Genomic DNA, 16,756 nt, shown 5'->3' on the forward strand with positions numbered 1-16,756 from the left:
AATCAGGTGTCGATCAGGTGTTCGATCCGTTCCAGGTTCACCCCGAGCTGGCGGTGGCGGTCCGGGTTGGCGTGGCAGAGCAGCACGAACACGAAGTCCAGCAGCGACTGCAAGGCAGAACGGTACAACAGTTGTGCCACGTGCGGCGCCGGGTCGTGCGCGCATACCACCAGCGCAGCATCGGCATGCGCGCGCAGCGGGTTGGCGCTGTGCCGGGTGATCGACACCACCTTGCCGCCCACGTCCTGGAACTGGCGCGAAAGCTGGAACAGCTGCGGCAGCTTGCCGAATTCGGAAAACACCAGCAGCACATCGCCCGGCCGCGCCGCCGACAGGTTCGCCATCATCAGGATCGGGTCGGCGTGGTGCACCGTGAGCATGCCCAGCAGCGACAGCCGCATCGCGAATTCGCGCGCGTACAGGCCATCGTCGCCCAGCCCGTACACGAACAGCTTGGGCGCGCCGTCGATCAGCTGCACGATCGCTTCCACGTCGGCCTGCGGGTTGGCCAGCCGGGTTTCCTCGTCGGCGGCGGTGCGGCTCAGGCGCAGGCGCTCGGCCAGCTGGTCGTAATCATTGGCCGGTGCAGCGGCCGCAGGGGCGGCGGCGGGGTCGTTGCCGGCCCGGGCCACGGCCTGGCCAATGGAATACTTCAGGTCCGGGTAGCCCTTGAAGCCCAGCTTCTGGCTGAACTTGACCACGCTGGACTGGCTGATCCCCAGCGCGCTGGCCAGCTGCTGCGACGAGTAATCGCGCAGCAGGTGGGCGTTGTCCAGGATGAAATCGGCGATGCGGCGTTCGATTGCCGACATGTGGTCACGCTCGGAGCGGATTTTCACCAGGGGCGGCATGGGTTCCTGAGGCTTGTAGAGCCACGCCCTGCGTGGCTGGGGTGGATCCGGGCATCGCGTGGCAGCCACGCAGGGCGTGGCTCTACGATGTTCATCACCATCTTGGCGGATTCAGCATCTCCAATCCCCGCACTTCGGTGATGCCCAGCCCCGGCGCATCGCTGATGGTGATCTCCGACTCGTTGAAATGTACCCCGCCGGTGACCGGATTGAACTGCCCCAGCGAGGGGCCGTCCAGGTCCACCTTGGTGATCACCTCGCTCTTGGCCACCGCCAGGTGCACGGCGGCCGCCACGCTGATGCTGGATTCGATCATGCAGCCGATCATGCACGGTACCCCGTAGATGGCGGCGATGTCGGCAATCCGGATCGCGTTGGACAGCCCGCCGGTCTTCATCAGCTTGATGTTGATGATGTCGGCCGCGCGCTGCTGGATCAGGTCGAACACCTGGCCCGGGTTGAATACGCTCTCATCGGCCATCACCGGCGTGTTGACCCGGTCGGTAACGTATTTCAGCCCGCTGATGTCGGCCGCTTTCACCGGCTGCTCCAGCAGTTCCAGCACCACCCCGGCCTCTTCCAGCGTGTGCATGGCGTGCACCGCCTGCTTGGCGGTCCAGCCCTGGTTGGCATCCAGCCGCAGCAGGGCGCGGCCCTGCACGGCGGCGTGGATCGCCTTCACCCGCTCGATATCCAGCCCGATGTCCTTGCCGACCTTGATCTTCAGCGACTCGAAGCCGCGGTCGATCGCCGACAGTGAATCGGCCACCATCTTGTCGATGTAATCCACGCTGATGGTGATGTCGGTGGTGATCACCGGGTCGCCACCGCCCAGCATCTGGTATAGCGGCGCCTTGTGCAGCTGCGCCCACAGGTCATACACCGCGATTTCCACCGCCGCCTTGGCGCTGGTGTTGCGTTCCATCGACGACTGGATCAGCGCGCAGTTGCGGTTGAGCTCGGCCACGTCCTGGCCGACCAGGCGCGGCTTGATGAAGGTGTTGATCGCCTCGATGATCGAGCCGTGGGTATCGCCGGTGATCACCGCCGTGGCCGGCGCCTCGCCGTACCCGGTGTGGCCGGTGTCGGTGCGGACCAGCACCACCACGTCTTCCACCGTATCCACGGTGCGCAGTGCGGTCTTGAACGGCGTTTTCAGCGGCACGCGCAGCATGCCAAGTTCAATGTCGGTGATTTTCATCAAGGGGTCTGGGGCCGGATGCGCTGGATGTTGGTGATGCGGTCGATGTAGCTCACGGTGTCGCTGGCCATCATCGGTTGCAGCGGGGTCACCGAAACGCCGTTGAGGTGCGCCTGCACGCGCCTGCCGTCGGGGCCGAACCAGCTGCCGCCCGAGGTGTCGTGGATCATCCACGCCTGCCCGTCGAGCTGGCCGATGGTGACCATCACGTGGCCGGGGATGTAGACCAGGTCGCCCACCTGCAGCTGCTGCACGGCCGCGTTGCGCTTGGCCTTGCCGTCCTTTTCGCTGAAGGCGATGCGGTCCAGCGCCGGGCTGATTGCCTGCGCGCTGGTGTTGCGCGGCATCAGCACGCCGAAGCTGCGGTAGATCTCGGACACGAAGCCGCTGCAGTCGCGGGTGTCGTAGGAGTGGCCCCAGCCGTAGCGCTCGCCCAGGAACTTGAAGCTCTGGCTGAGCAGGTTGCGCGGGGTCAGCGGAAGGTAGTCGCTGGCGGTGTCCTGCGAACGCGGCAGCAGCGCCGGCACCAGTGCCAGGCTGCCATCGGCGTTGCGCACCGGCAGTTGCACCACGTGCGCGGCATGCGCCTGCTGGCCGTTCACGGTCTGGTTGAGCGGCCAGTCGGCCAGCACCGGCACGCGCACGCCCATCTCCAGCTGCAGGCGGGAAACACGCGGTTCTTCCGGGGTAAACGCGGTGAAGGCGGTGGCACCGGTAATCACCCGAAACGGCCCGTGCTGGCCGTAGCCAAGTACCGTCGCCGCATCGCCCACGCCCACGAAGCGCTTTTCGATCCAGGCGGAGTAACGCTCGCTGGTGACGAACAGCCACTGTCCGTCCGCGCTTTCATGCAGCACCGCCACCGCGTCGCCGGGGAACAGCGCCGATTCCTGGAAGCGGTCGATATCGGTGTCGCCCTGCGAAGTGAACACCCGCAGCGCGGTCGGGAACGCACGCAGCGCCGCGCGGTGGGTGACCAGCCCGTACTGCAGCGGGCGCTCGGCGGGAATCGCCGCCAGGGCCAGGTTCGCCTCGATGGCGGTACGCGCGCTGCCCGGAATCGGCTGTTCGTCTTCGCCGAACAGCGGCTTCTGCGGCCAGCGCGACAGCGCCTGGATGTCGGCCAACACCCGTGCACGCGTGAGCTGGGCGGGAAGTGCGCGCAGGTCATGGATCGAGGCGTCTTCGGCGCGCATGCGCGCGTTCTGCGCGGCAATGCCAGCGCTGTCCAGGATCACGCGGTCGGCATCGGGCAACCGGGCCGCCCAGAACGCAGGGTCGAGGTAGGCCTCGCGCAACCCGATGACGCCACCGAATGCAGCCGGCGGCGCAAAGGGCGCTTGGGCCCATGTCGCGCTGCCGGGCAGTACCAGCAGCGCCGCCAGCAAGGCGCGCGCCGGCCACGCAGGCCGCGCGGGGCGGCGGGGGGAAGCCTGGATCATGGAGCGGTCACCCTCCTCGAAAGCGTCAGGAATATTTATTCCTTTTTCCGTCGAAAGCAAGAATAAATTATTGACCACCTGTCAGGCCCGTGTTACACAGCGATTACCACCTGCACCTTGGGAAGTGTCGCCGTGGATCTGCCCGCACGCAAACCGCGTTCTGCTTCGATCTTCGCCCGGCGCGCCGCGACGGCGTGCCTGCTGCTGGGCATGGCCTCGGCGCAGGCGCCAGTGCTGGCCCAGGACGCGGTGATCGCGCAGATCGACCAAGGCCAGTTCGCTGCGGCAGATGCCCGCATCGCCACGGCACTCAACGATCCCGCGCTCAGCGACGAAACACGCGCCGCCTATGCCTATCAGCGCGAACGCATGCGCCGCATGCGGCTGGATTTCACCCTCGATGAAGCCGCCGCCAAGGTCCTCGTGCGCAAGCAGATCCCGGACCTGCGCGATGACGAATTCGCCCGCTGGGATGCTGCCGGCCTGGTCGAACACCTCGACATCGACGGTGAGCGGCGCTACTTCAAGCGCGCGCCCTCCAACCTGTTCCGGGTCAGTGCCGAGGCCAGGGCACGGCGTGCACCCAACGTGCCGCCGCCGGTGGATGGCCCGTATGAGAACCTCGCACCGCACCACCACGAAGTGATTGCAGCGGCCAAGACCAGCGGCGCCACCAGCCTGGTGCCGCGCCGGGTGGAAGTCACCCAGTCGATCACGGTCAAGCCCGACGCCGTGCCCGCCGGTGAACTGCTGCAGGCGTGGATTCCGTACCCGCGTTCCATTCCCGGCCAGCAGGAAAACATTACCTGGATCGGCCCGAAAACCGGCGCCGTGATCGCGCCCGAAGCAGCCCAGCAGCGCACGGTCCACCTGCAGCAGAAGGCCGTGGCCGGCACGCCCACCCGTTTCGAGATCCGCTACGCGGTCACCGTCTACGCGCGCCATATCCAGGTCGATCCGGCCAAGGTGCTGCCCACCCCTGCCGACGCCGCGCTGCAGCCCTACCTGGCCGAACAGCCGCCGCACGTGGTGTTCACCCCGGCGCTGCGCGCGTTCTCGCAGCGCGTGGTCGGCAGCGAAACCAACCCCTACCGCATCGCGCAGAAGCTGTTCGACGCGGTCGACCAGATCCCGTGGGCCGGCGCCCGCGAATATTCCACCATCTCCAACATCAGCGACTACGCCCTGCACGCCGGCCACGCCGACTGCGGTCAGCAGACGCTGCTGCTGATCGCACTGCTGCGCCTGAACGGCATTCCCGCGCGCTGGCAGTCGGGCATGGTCTATTCCGATGACGCCGTGGGCTACAACAACCTGCACGACTGGGGCGCGCTGTACCTGGCCCCGTATGGCTGGGTGCCGATGGATGTCACCACCGGCCGCCTGGACAGCCCGGAGCCGGCATTGCGCGATTTCTACTTCGGCGGGCTCGATGCCTATCGCATCGCCTTCAACGACGACTTCCAGCAATCGTTCCAGCCGGCCAAACGCCATCCGCGCTCGGACACCGTGGATTCGCAGCGCGGCGAAGTCGAATGGTCCGGCGGCAACCTGTACTTCGATCAATGGAAGTACGACTTCCAATCGCACGTTGTGCCTGTGGAGTCGGCGCGGTAATCGGCGGTATCACCATTTCACCCTTGAAGGAGAGAGCAGGGAATGAAAGCGAACAGTTTGAAGCGGGCGGCGCTATGCGTCGCGTTGGGGGCCTGCCTGGGTGTCGTGGCACCGGCGGCGATGGCGCAGGATGGCTCGGTGGCCGGCAGGTTGCTGAGCGAACCGGGCCAGCAACTGGAAGGCGCCACGGTTACGGTGCGCAACCCCGCCACCGGCTTCGTGCGCTCGGTGCGCGCCGATGCCAACGGCAGCTACCGCATTCCCCTGCTGCCGGTGGGCACCTATGACCTGGAAGTATCCGTGGCCGGCGGTGCGCCGGCGCGCGTGGGCCAGGTCAACGTGACCCTGGGCAATGCCACCACGGTGAACGTGCCGGTCAGTGGCGTGAGCACCCTGGGCACGGTGCAGGTGCGTGCGCCGCAGGTGGTGAACATGGTCGATGTGCGCTCGACCGAATCGGCCACCAACATCACCCGTGAAGAGTTGCTGCGGCTGCCGGTGGACCGCGACATCACCGCCGTGGCTTTGCTGGCCCCGGGCGCGGTGAAGGGCAAGGGCTCGTTGGGCGGGCAGGGCATCTCCTTCGGTGGCTCGTCGGTCGCGGAAAACACCGTGTACGTGAACGGCCTGAACGTCACCGACTTCTACAACCGGGTTGGCTTCTCGTCGGTGCCGTTCGGCTTCTACCAGGAATTCCAGGTCAAGACCGGTGGCTATTCGGTGGAATTCGGCCGCAGCACCGGCGGCGTCATCAACGCCGTGACCCGCTCGGGCACCAACGAATTCCAGACCGGCGCGCAGCTGGTGGTCGAACCGCGTGCCTGGCAGTCGCAGGCGCGTGACCGCTACGACAGCGACGGCAGCCGCTACATCACCGCCAGCCAGGATGATTATTCGCGCAGCGCCCTGAACGTGTTCGCCTCCGGCGCGCTGGTGCAGGACAAGCTGTTCTTCTTCGGCATGTACGAAGCCCGCGATTACCAGCCCTGGTCCACCAACGACGCCGGCACCGTATTCAACCGCGGCAAGGCCGATGACCCGTTCTGGGGCGGCAAGCTGGATTGGCAGATCACCGACAACCAGATGCTGTCGCTGTTCGGCTTCTCCGACAAGAGCGACACCATCACCGACGTCTACAAGTACGACTACGCCACCGGCGATATCGTCGGCGACCGCACCAACCAGATCTACAACACGGTAGGCGGCAAGAACTGGTCCGGTACCTACAGCTGGCAGGTCAACAACGACCTGACCATGAAGCTCATGTACGGCGAGAACAAGCGCAACCGCTCGCAGAGCAGCTTGATGGACCAGAACTGCAACCGCGTATTCGACAACCGTACCGCCAGCCAGGGCGTACCGCCCGACCTCCAGGGCGACCGCAGCTGCACCAGCAGCTCGCAGGTGGAATCGGCGCTGGATACCCGCAAGGCGGCCCGTGCCGATTTCGAATGGTCCATCGGCGACCACCTGCTGCGATTCGGCCTGGACCGCGAAGAGAACACCTCCGATTACGAACGCGCCTACCCCGGCCCGGGCGGACTGCGTTACGACATCTACTACCGCACCCCGGGAAGTACGCTCAACTACGACGTCGTGCCGGCCAGTGGCCTGGTCGCACGTTCCCGCCGCAATGAGGTGTCCGGCTCTTTCGAGACCATCAACTCGGCGTACTACATCGAAGACAACTGGCAGGTCACGCCCAACCTGCTGTTGAACATCGGTGCGCGCGTGGAAGGCTTCGACAACAAGGGCGGCGACGGCGACAGCTACATCAAGATCGACAACATGTTCGCCCCGCGCCTGGGCTTCTCCTGGGACGTCCGTGGCGACGGCACCACCAAGGTGTTCGGCAACCTGGGCCGCTACTTCCTGCCGGTGGCCAACGTCATCAACATCAAGCAGGCCGGCGGCTTCCTGGATGAGCGCACCTGGTACGAATTCCTCGGTTACTCCGGTGCCGAGAACAACCTCCCGGTGCTGGGCGGCCAGATCGGCCCGGTGGACAACTCGCAGGGCGATGGCAGCGTGCCGGACCTGCGCGCCGAAGTGAACCGCGACATGGACCCGGTATACCAGGATGAAGCGATCCTGGGCTTCCAGCACATGCTCAGCGAATCGTGGTCGGTCGGCGCCAGCGTCACCTATCGCCGCCTCAACAACGCCATCGACGACATGAACATCACCGCCACCGGCCAGTGCGGTGCTTTCGATGGCGTGTGGATCATGGGCAATCCCGGCCGCACCAACACCGTGTGGGGCGACAGCGACTGCGACGGCAGCAACGATGCCTGGATCAATATCGATACCTCGCGCGAAGGCTGGGCGCTGTACGACGACGACGGCAACTACGTGGGCCAGCGCGGCTGGGTCAAGCCCAAGCGCGATTACAAGGCGCTGGAGCTGCAGGTCGACCGTGCGTGGGATGGCAAGTGGGGCTTCAACGCGTCCTACACCCTGGCCTACGGCAAGGGCAACGCCGAAGGCCCGGTCAATTCCGATACCGACTTCGCCGATTCGGGCCGTACCGAGAACTTCGACAACCCGTGGGTGAACTACCGCGGTTACGGCTACCTGGCCAACGACCGCCGCCACCAGTTCAAGTTCCGCGGCAGCTACGCGCTCACCGAAAACCTGACCGTGGCCGCCACGCTGGGCATCCAGTCCGGCAGCCCGATCACCCGTTTCGGCGCCGGCAACCCGTATGACGCCACCGACTTCCGCAGCTACTTCGTGTGCGTGTCCAACTGCCAGTCCAGCGTGCCGTCCGAACGCGTTTTTATGCATTCGCCGCGTGCCGGCGATGGCCGCACCCCGTGGACCTACGACCTGGACATGAGCATTGCCTACAAGGTGCCGGTGCCGCTGGACCTGAGCCTGAAGCTGGCCGTGTACAACGTGCTCAACCAGCAGCGCATCGTGTCGGTGGACCAGGACTACGAGCCGCAGGACAGCATCGGCACGCCGAACCCGCTGTATGGCTATGGCACCGGGTTCCAGTCGCCGCGCTATGCACAGCTCACGGTGACGTGGAACTATTGAGGGCATGCGCGCCTTGAAGCGGTGGGTTCTGTGTGGGGCGGCGGCAGGGCTGGTGGCATCGGCTACCGCCGCTGCCGCCGACCCCGGCTTCCAGGCGATGTTCGACCAGACCCGGCAGCACTACACGCTGCCGGGTCTGGCCATGGCCGTGGTGGACGACGGCCAGGTGGTCTACACGCACACGGCCGGCGAACGCCGCGTGGGCAGTGGCGAGCCGATCGACGCCGATACGCTGTTCAAGATCGCCTCCAACAGCAAGGCGATGACCGCCGCGGTACTGGCGCGGCTGGTTGACCGTGGCCTGCTCGCCTGGGATGACCCCGTTACCCGGTACCTGCCGCAGTTCCGCATGTACGACCCGTGGGTGACCGGGCACATGCAGGTGCGCGACCTGCTCATCCACAACAGCGGGCTAGGCCTGGGCGCGGGCGACCTGATGCTCTGGCCTGAACCCAATACTTTCAGCCGTGCCGACATCATTGCCGGGCTGGCCCATCTCAAACCCGTCACCAGCTTCCGCAGCGGTTATGCCTACGACAACCTGATGTATGTGGTGGCCGGCGAAGTGGCTGCGGCCGCCGGCGGCAAGCCGTATGACCAGCTGCTGCGCGAGGACGTGTTCGTTCCGCTCGGCATGACCCGCTGCCAGGCAGGGACGTGGTCGGTCGCGGAGGTGGGCAATGTCGCCCAGCCGCACGCACCGCGCGACGGACGCAACGTGGTCATCAACGCCGACACCGCCATCGCCCCGGACCTGACCTCGATGGCCGCCGGCGGCATCCGCTGCAGCCTGCGCGACATGACGCGCTGGATGCAGGTACTTCTTGATCCCACGCTCGTGCCCGGTTGGCTCAGCGACACCCAGCGCCGCGCGCTGTGGACCGCGCACATGCCCATGCCGCTCGGCGAGCGCCAGCGTCGCTGGGACAACGCGCACTTCTCCGCCTATGGGTATGGCTGGCGCCTGTCGGACCTGGACGGGCAGTGGAAGGTCGCCCATACCGGCACCTTGTCCGGCATGTATTCCTCGCTCGCGCTGCTGCCGGACCGCAAGGCCGGCGTGGTGATCCTGATCAACGGCGAAGGCGAGGATGCGCGCACCGTGCTCATGCAGGCCGCGCTCAAGCACTACACCGCACCGGAGCAACAGCAGACCATTGCCGGTTACGCCGAGCAGCTGCAGGCCGAACAGGTCAACCGCAACGCCGCCCACGCCCTCCCCGATACGACCGCACGCAAACCCGTAGAGCCACGCCCTGCGTGGCTGAGCGGCATCGACCATCCCGCAGCCACGCAGGGCGTGGCTCTACGCGGTGGCGACCATCCCGCAGCCATGCAGGGCGTGGCCGTACCCGGCCTGTATCGGGACCCTTGGCTGGGCCAGGCCCGCCTGTGCCCGGAAAACGGCACGCTGCGCTTCAGCGTGGACAAGTCACCCGCACTGCGCGGAACCGTGATGCAGCTCGGTTCCCGCTGGCTGGTGCAGTGGGATACCCTCGGGGCGGATGCAGAACCCTGGCTGCAGGTGGAGCCGGGCACCCCGCCGACGCTCCGCCTGAGCGCGATCGATCCGGATATCGACTTCAGCTATGACTACCAGGACCTGCACTTCAGCCGCATCGGCGATTGCCCTTAGCCTGTTGTTCGCAGCCGTCGCACCGCCGGTGTCGGCCCAGCCAGTGAACATCGCACTGGTGCGCACCGCCGAACAGGCCGGCCTGGTGGACATCACCACGCTCTCGCCGGACATCACGCTGGACATGCGCTACGCCGGGCCCAACAATTTCACCGGCCGCCCAGTGCCCGGCTATGAAGCGCCCAAGTGCCTGCTGCTGCGCCCCGCCGCGAAAGCACTGGCCCATGTGGAAGAAAACCTGCGTGGGCAGGGCTACGGGCTGCAGCTGTTCGACTGCTACCGCCCGGCGCAGTCGGTGCGTTCCTTCGTGGCGTGGGCCAACGATCCGTTGGAGCAATCGCGCAAGGCCGTGCAGTATCCCGGGCTGGACAAGCCAGCGCTGCTGGGCGGTTACATCGCCGAAACCTCCGGCCACAGCCGTGGCGCCACCGTGGACCTGGGCCTGCTCGATTGCCGCAACGACCCGTGCACCACGGTCGACATGGGCACCGACTTCGACTTCTTCGGCCCGCGCGCGCATACCGAAGCGCCCGACATCACCCCCGCCCAGTACCAGAACCGGCAGACGCTGCTGCGGGCCATGCAGCGCCAGGGCTTCGCCAACTACCCGCAGGAGTGGTGGCACTACACCCTCAGCCCCGAGCCCAGCCCCACCACCGCCTTCGACGTCCCGGTGCGCTGAGCGCCTACAATGCGCGCTCACCGAACCTACGGATCACGATGAACCTGTCGCTGCACTTTGGATTGCTGGGCACGCTGGAAGCCGGGCTGATCGCCCTGCTGCTGGGCGTGCTGGTGTATGCGCTGTGGCACCGCGTGTGCCGCTGGGCCGGGTGGTCGGACGGGCACGCCATCGGCTGGGCCTGCGTCATCACCGTGGTGGGCGCGGCCGGCATCGATGCGTGGAATCTGTTCTACATGGGCATGATGCGGCTGGAATCGCCGCTGTACGCGCGGTTGTTCCTGGCCACCATCCACGATCCGAACGAACTGGGCTCGCGCGTGGTGGTGGAAGTGGCGGGCGCCTTGGGCGGTGTTGCACTGGGCTGGCTTTTGTTCAGCTCGCGCTCAGGCGAAAAAAGCGCCAGCACCCCCTGAATTTTCGTTCGCATCCGGTTAAATCCGGGCGCATTGAATGGTCGTCTTACCAATCGCTCACCTGCGCGTAACCGCAGGGGTAACGGAGTGCTGCGCGCGTGTGGTTAAGACCGCGTGCGCACGCCGGTTGCAGGGCAAGGTCGATTCACAAACGGGCTGTCAGTGTGGGGCCGTGCGGAAACAACGAGCCGCGCAACATTCCACAAGGAGACCACCCAATGACTATTCGCAACCGCAAGCCCCTGATCGCCCTGATCGTCGCCGCCGGCAGTGTTCTGGCCATTCCGGCGATGGCCCAGACCGCACAGCAGAGTGCCGCGCAGGCCCAGACCCAGGCTGCGCAGGCCCAGCAGTCGGCGGCACAGGCGGACCAGGCGGCAGATGCGGCCACCGGCGCGGCCGCCCAGGCCTCGTCGCAGGCCGGCGGCGGTGGCGGCCAGACCTGGGCCACCGTAGACACCGACGGTGACGGCGCCATCAGCAAGACCGAGGCCCAGGTCAACGCGGGCCTCGCCCAGGTGTTCGACCAGGCCGACAGCAACAAGGACGGCAAGCTCACCCAGGACGAATACAAAGCCTACGTAGCCGCCCAGCAGGGCGCTGCCGCCGGCGGCAGCGCTGCCCCGGCGCGCTAAACGCGCACCAAGCCGGGGCTCGCCGACGGTGCCCGGCTGACCCCACCCGGAGCCCGTAACCCAGCAGCAAGCCTGAAACCGCTGGACAACGGTGGATGGCCCGGAAGGGCGGCTTGGGCCGCCCTTCCTTCTTTTCCGCTTGGTATCCTTGCCCGATGATGACCTCCCTGCCTGCGCCCACCGGCGCCATCGGTCTGGTCGGTTTTGACGGTGACGACACGCTGTGGAAGAGCGAGGACTACTACCGCAAGGCCGAGCAGGATTACCTCGACATCCTGTCGCGCTACATCGACGTGCACGACACCGCCACCGCACGCCACCTGCTCGAGGTGCAGCAGCGCAACCTCGGTGTGTTCGGCTACGGCGTCAAGGGCATGACCCTCTCGATGCTCGAAGCCGCCATCGAGATCACCGGAACCTCCATTGCCGCCCGCGACCTGCAGCTGATCCTCGACATCGGCCATGACACCCTGCGCCACCCGGTCGAACTGATCGACGGCGTGCGCGAGTCGGTCGCCGAGATCGCCCGCGAATACCCGGTAGTGCTGATCACCAAGGGCGACCTGTTCCACCAGGAAGCCAAGATCAAGATCGCCAACCTGCGCGACCTGTTCCCGCGCATCGAGATCGTCTCCGAAAAGGATCCGGAAACCTACGCGCGCGTGCTTGAAGAGTTCGACCTGCCCATGCAGCGTTTCGTCATGGTCGGCAACTCATTGCGTTCGGATATCGAACCGGTGGTCACCCTGGGCGGTTGGGGCATCCACACCCCGTACGCAGTGACCTGGGCCCATGAAACCCAGCATGGCGTTGCTGCCGATGAGCCGCGCATGGTGGAAGCAGCCACCGCCTTCGACTGGCCGCAGGCCCTGCGCGCCATCGAAGCCAAGGCCGCGGGCGGCTGAACCGGTGAAGCGCCTGCGCCTGCTGCTGGTTGCACTGCTGCTGTGGTTGCCGTTGCTGGCCGCCGCGCAGCAGACGCCGGAAAAATCCCAGGCGTACCAGGTCCACACCGGTGACGCCTGGGTCGATACCCAGCTGCAGGACATCAACCATTACGCCGAGCGCTACCCGGAAAGTTTCCTCGACGAGGTAGCGCGCTACGCCAGCGTACCGCGCGACTACATCGCCGCGCTGTTCTACACCCACGGCTGGCAGGCCGGCGACATCTACTTCGCCTGCTTCTGGGCCAAGGCCACCCAACGCTCCTGCCGCGACGCCGTACAGGCGTGGTCGCGCTTCGTGCCAGAGGAAGGCGAAGACAAGCGCTGGGCCGAGGTGGTGACCACGATGCCGGTCACCCCCGGCAACCTGCACTGGCGCGCCGTGCGCCACGCCATCGTGGCCAGCCACGACCACTGGGACCGCCCCGTGACCCTGGACGCCACCCTCAAGCGCCAGCTCGGCGACCGCGCCCAGCGCGAACGCGCAGCGGCGGAATCGGCAGCCCACCGCACCCGCTGACGCCGCTTCGCAGCCTCGGCGCGTTGCCGCCTTGGCGGTAGGGTCGCATCCCCAATCGACCGCCGATGTACCGCCCGCGTCCGGTGATGGCATGACCTTCCGACGGGGACGGCGTTTGTTTTTGCCCGCGGTCATGCGTTACCGATCGTTGACCCGCTACCGGCGGTCGTTTGGGAACCGACCCTACCCGCCCGATGCATTCTCAGCCGCCCCAACGCCATCCAACCCGCGCTGGCCTCCCGCTTCAATGCTGCTGTGCACCTCGCCGTGCCCGGTTCGCGTCGGCGACAATATCCACCTGCTGTTCCCCGTGATCCGTTGCCGAGTACGTAATGAGCGCCGACCGTTTCGTTTCACCCGACGATATCCGCAGCCTGTTCGCCCAGGCCATGTCCACCATGTACCGCACCGAAGTGCCGCTGTACGGCACCCTGGTCGACCTGGTGGCCGAAATCAACGATGCCGTGCTCACCGACAACTCGGCGCTGGCCGAGCAGCTCGAGCGCAATGACGAGCGCGGCCGCCTGGCGCAGGAACGCCACGGCGCCATCCGCGTCGGCACCGCCGAAGAACTGGCCACCCTGGGCCGCCTGTTCGCCGTGATGGGCATGCACCCGATCGGCTACTACGACCTTTCCGTGGCCGGCGTGCCGGTGCATTCCACCGCCTTCCGCCCGCGCACCGCCTCCGCGCTGGCCGCCAACCCGTTCCGCGTGTTCACCTCGCTGCTGCGGCTGGAACTGATTGAAGACGACGCCCTGCGCGAAGAATCGGCGCGCATCCTCGCACGCCGCCGCATCTTCACCGATGACGCGCTCGCACTGATCGAACAGGCCGAACGCGAAGGCGGGCTGGACCAGGATGACGCGCGCCGCTTCGTGCTGGCCGCGCTGGAAACCTTCCGCTGGCACAGCGATGCCACCGTGTCGCTGGCCACCTACCATGCGCTGAGCAACGCGCACCGGCTGGTCGCCGACGTGGTCAGCTTCCGTGGCCCGCACATCAACCACCTCACCCCGCGCACGCTGGATATCGATGCCGCGCAGGCCAGCATGCTCGCCCGTGGCATCGACGCCAAGGCCGTGGTCGAAGGCCCGCCGCCGCGCCGCTGCCCGATCCTGCTGCGCCAGACCAGCTTCAAGGCGCTGGAAGAAACCGTGAACTTCCCCGACGGCGAGGGCGGTGATGCCGGCACCCACACCGCGCGCTTCGGCGAGATCGAACAGCGTGGCCTTGCCCTGACCCCGAAGGGCCGCGCGCTGTATGACCAGCTGCTGGCGCAGGCGCGTGATGCCGGCGGTGCCGGCAGCACCGGGCAGGACTATCCGACCCGCCTGGCCGCCGCATTTACCGGCTTTCCGGACGACCACGACACCCTGCGCAGGGAAGGGCTGGGCTACTACCGTTACGCGCTCACCGCATCCGGCCGCGCCGATCCGTCCGCCGTGGCCGACCTGCCGGCCGAAGCGTTGGTCGCCGCTGGCCTGGCCAGCGCCGACCCGATCGTCTACGAAGATTTCCTGCCGGTCAGCGCCGCGGGCATTTTCCAATCCAACCTGGGCGGCGAAGAGCAGCGGGCGTATGCCGCACACGCCAACCGCGACGCGTTCGAGCAGGCGTTGGGGTTGAAGGTGGAAGACGAGTTCGTGATTTACGAGCGTTTGCAGCAGGAGTCGTTGGACAGCCTGCGCGGGTAACGGATCATCGAGTGATCGGGGAAACGTCAGCGCCGAGGGGTGCGATGACGCGGGCGCGATCTGCCTTGGTAGGGTCGCATCCCAATCGACGATGTGCATGGATGCACGAGTGGTGCGGCCGCAGGATGCGGAGGAGAACCACTGCCGTGGAATTTTCCGCGTTCGGTTGTGGCATGACCTTTGGCGGGGATGGCGTTTGCTCCGTCGCAGGTCATGCGTTACCGGGCGTTGAACCGTTACCGGCGTTCGTTTGGGAACCGAACCTACCGGTGCCTGCATTTCGTGCGTCTCGTCCCGGATGCGGCTTGCGACACACGCGAAAATCAAAAACGCCGGGGAATCCCGGCGTTTTCGCTGTATCCGATCACCCCTTCATCGTGCCCGTATCCAACCATCGCTGGTGCCACGACAGCGCTTCCGGCATCAGATGCGGGGTGTGCTTTCCGTAACTCTCGCGGCAGGCGCGTTCGAAATAATCGTTGAGCTGGTCGCGGAAATCCGGGTGCGCGCAGTTATCAATCACCACCCGCGCGCGTTTGCGCGGCGGCAACCCGCGCAGGTCGGCCAAACCCTGCTCGGTCACGATCACCGACACATCGTGCTCGGTGTGGTCCACATGGCTCACCATCGGCACGATCGCCGAAATGGTGCCGTTCTTCGCCGTCGATGGGCTCAGGAACGCCGACAGGAAGCCATTGCGCGCGAAATCGCCCGAGCCGCCAATGCCGTTCATGATCCGCGTGCCCATCACATGCGTGGAATTGACGTTGCCGTACAGATCCACCTCGATCATCCCGTTCATGCCGATGCAGCCCAGGCGGCGCACCAGCTCCGGGTGGTTGGATATCTCCTGCGTACGCATGATGATGCGCTCGCGGTAGAAATCGATGTTCTCCTTGAACGTCTCATTGGCCTGCGGGCTCAGCGCGAACCCGGTGCACGAGGCATAGCTCAGCACCCCATCGCGCAGCAGGTCCAGCATGCCGTCCTGGATCACCTCGGTGAACGCGCTCAGGTCGCGGAAGCCGCTCCTGCCCAGGCCGGCCAGCACCGCATTCGGAATGTTGCCCACGCCGCTCTGCAGCGGCAGCAGGTTGGCCGGCAGGCGCCCGCGCGCGACTTCGTGCTTCAGGAACTCGATCAGGTGCGCGGCAATCTGCTCGCTGGTCGCATCGATCGGGCTGAACGGGCTGTTGCGGTCCGGGCCGTTGGTGCGCACCACCGCCACGATCTTGTCCGGGTCGCAGCGCAGCGAGGTCTCACCGATGCGGTCATTGCCGTGCACCAGCGGAATCGGCTTGCGGTGCGGCGGCAGTGCCGTGCCGTAGTAGATGTCGTGCATGCCGTCCACGCCGGCCGGCTGCCACTCGTTGACCTCGACGATCACCTTCCGGGCCAGGTCCAGCCAGGTCTTGTTGTTGCCCACCGAGGTGGAGGGCACCAACGAGCCGTCTTCGCGGATCGCCGACACCTCGATCACCGCCGTATCGATCTCGCCATAGAACCCGAACCACACATGCTGGGCCACGTGGCTGAGGTGGATGTCGATGTAATCGAGCAGGCCGGCGTTGATGCGGTTGCGCGCGTCCGGGTCGCTCTGGAAGGGCATGCGCATGGCGATGCCATCGGCCTTGGCCAGCGCGCCGTCCAGTTCCGGGGCGGTGGAGGCGCCGGTCATCAGGCTGATCTGGAAGGGCAGGTTGTCGGCGTGGAACGCCTCGATGCGCTGGGCCAGCGCCACCGGCACCGCCTTGGGGTAGCCCGAGCCGGTGAAACCACTCATGGCCACCGTTTCACCCGGCTGGATCAGCGCGGCGGCGGCTTCGGCAGATACAACGCGACCGCGCAGGCGCGCGTCGGCAATGCGATCAACGGACATGACGACTACGTTTTGTGGGGAATCTTCATTATCCGCCATCGACACCCCCTCCCGGTTGCGACCAAGGTGGAATGGCGTTTACCGGTCGTGTGAGGTGCTATTCAGGTAAATACGGACTTCTGTACCCACCGGTATTGTTTTGCAGTGCAGCGTGCATCTTGTTCGCGGAGCCTAGAAGATCGCCCTGCATCCCG

13 protein-coding genes are annotated in these 16,756 nt (G+C 66.3%); 9 read left to right on the forward strand and 4 right to left on the reverse strand.

The features are described from left to right. Positions 1-2 precede the first annotated feature (2 nt). The 3 genes from J7J08_RS12345 to J7J08_RS12355 form a co-directional block, all read right to left on the reverse strand. On the reverse strand, positions 3-851 hold the full coding sequence (locus tag J7J08_RS12345; RefSeq protein WP_214905934.1) for a MurR/RpiR family transcriptional regulator: 849 nt from the start codon (positions 849-851) through the stop codon (positions 3-5). Between the two features lie 94 nt (positions 852-945). Beyond that, entirely contained in the window at positions 946-2,052 is a 1,107-nt protein-coding gene (locus J7J08_RS12350) for a dipeptide epimerase (RefSeq protein ID WP_214905937.1), read from the reverse strand. Continuing rightward, positions 2,052-3,494, reverse strand: coding sequence for an SH3 domain-containing protein (locus J7J08_RS12355; protein ID WP_214905940.1), 1,443 nt, complete (start codon positions 3,492-3,494; stop codon positions 2,052-2,054). Before J7J08_RS12355 ends, J7J08_RS12350 begins: the two co-directional genes overlap by 1 nt. Before the next feature lie 210 nt (positions 3,495-3,704). On the opposite strand from J7J08_RS12355, the gene J7J08_RS12360 reads away from it, so the two are divergent. From J7J08_RS12360 to J7J08_RS12400, 9 genes are all read left to right on the forward strand, one after another. Then, entirely contained in the window at positions 3,705-5,111 is a 1,407-nt protein-coding gene (locus tag J7J08_RS12360) for a transglutaminase-like domain-containing protein (protein WP_214905998.1), read from the forward strand. A gap of 42 nt (positions 5,112-5,153) precedes the next feature. Then, a complete protein-coding gene (locus tag J7J08_RS12365; RefSeq protein ID WP_214905943.1) occupies positions 5,154-8,153 on the forward strand; it encodes a TonB-dependent receptor in 3,000 nt (999 codons plus the stop codon). Between the two features lie 97 nt (positions 8,154-8,250). Then, entirely contained in the window at positions 8,251-9,789 is a 1,539-nt protein-coding gene (locus tag J7J08_RS12370) for a serine hydrolase domain-containing protein (protein WP_251006626.1), read from the forward strand. Then, positions 9,743-10,471 (forward strand): M15 family metallopeptidase, encoded by a 729-nt coding sequence (locus J7J08_RS12375; protein ID WP_214905948.1) that lies wholly within the window; start codon positions 9,743-9,745, stop codon positions 10,469-10,471. The genes J7J08_RS12370 and J7J08_RS12375 overlap by 47 nt, the downstream gene beginning before the upstream one ends. Before the next feature lie 38 nt (positions 10,472-10,509). Then, positions 10,510-10,887, forward strand: coding sequence for a hypothetical protein (locus J7J08_RS12380; RefSeq protein ID WP_214905950.1), 378 nt, complete (start codon positions 10,510-10,512; stop codon positions 10,885-10,887). A gap of 218 nt (positions 10,888-11,105) precedes the next feature. Further along, positions 11,106-11,522 carry an EF-hand domain-containing protein gene (locus J7J08_RS12385; RefSeq protein WP_214905952.1) on the forward strand — a complete coding sequence of 139 codons (417 nt, stop codon included), beginning with the start codon at positions 11,106-11,108 and terminating at the stop codon, positions 11,520-11,522. Between the two features lie 155 nt (positions 11,523-11,677). After that, the gene (locus tag J7J08_RS12390) at positions 11,678-12,427 is read left to right on the forward strand and encodes an HAD family hydrolase (protein WP_214905954.1); all 750 of its coding nucleotides are present in this window, start codon (positions 11,678-11,680) and stop codon (positions 12,425-12,427) included. A 4-nt stretch (positions 12,428-12,431) separates the two neighbouring features. Next, positions 12,432-12,986, forward strand: coding sequence for a hypothetical protein (locus J7J08_RS12395; RefSeq protein WP_214905956.1), 555 nt, complete (start codon positions 12,432-12,434; stop codon positions 12,984-12,986). Between the two features lie 332 nt (positions 12,987-13,318). Continuing rightward, a complete protein-coding gene (locus tag J7J08_RS12400) occupies positions 13,319-14,683 on the forward strand; it encodes a VOC family protein (protein ID WP_214905958.1) in 1,365 nt (454 codons plus the stop codon). A 364-nt stretch (positions 14,684-15,047) separates the two neighbouring features. Here J7J08_RS12400 and J7J08_RS12405 read toward each other — a convergent pair whose 3' ends face one another. Further along, complete coding sequence (locus tag J7J08_RS12405; RefSeq protein WP_214905960.1) at positions 15,048-16,562, reverse strand: acetyl-CoA hydrolase/transferase family protein; 1,515 nt, start codon at positions 16,560-16,562, stop codon at positions 15,048-15,050. Positions 16,563-16,756 lie beyond the last annotated feature (194 nt).

It is taken from the genome of Stenotrophomonas sp. ISL-67 (assembly GCF_018612915.1).
Classification (GTDB): Bacteria; Pseudomonadota; Gammaproteobacteria; order Xanthomonadales; family Xanthomonadaceae; genus Stenotrophomonas.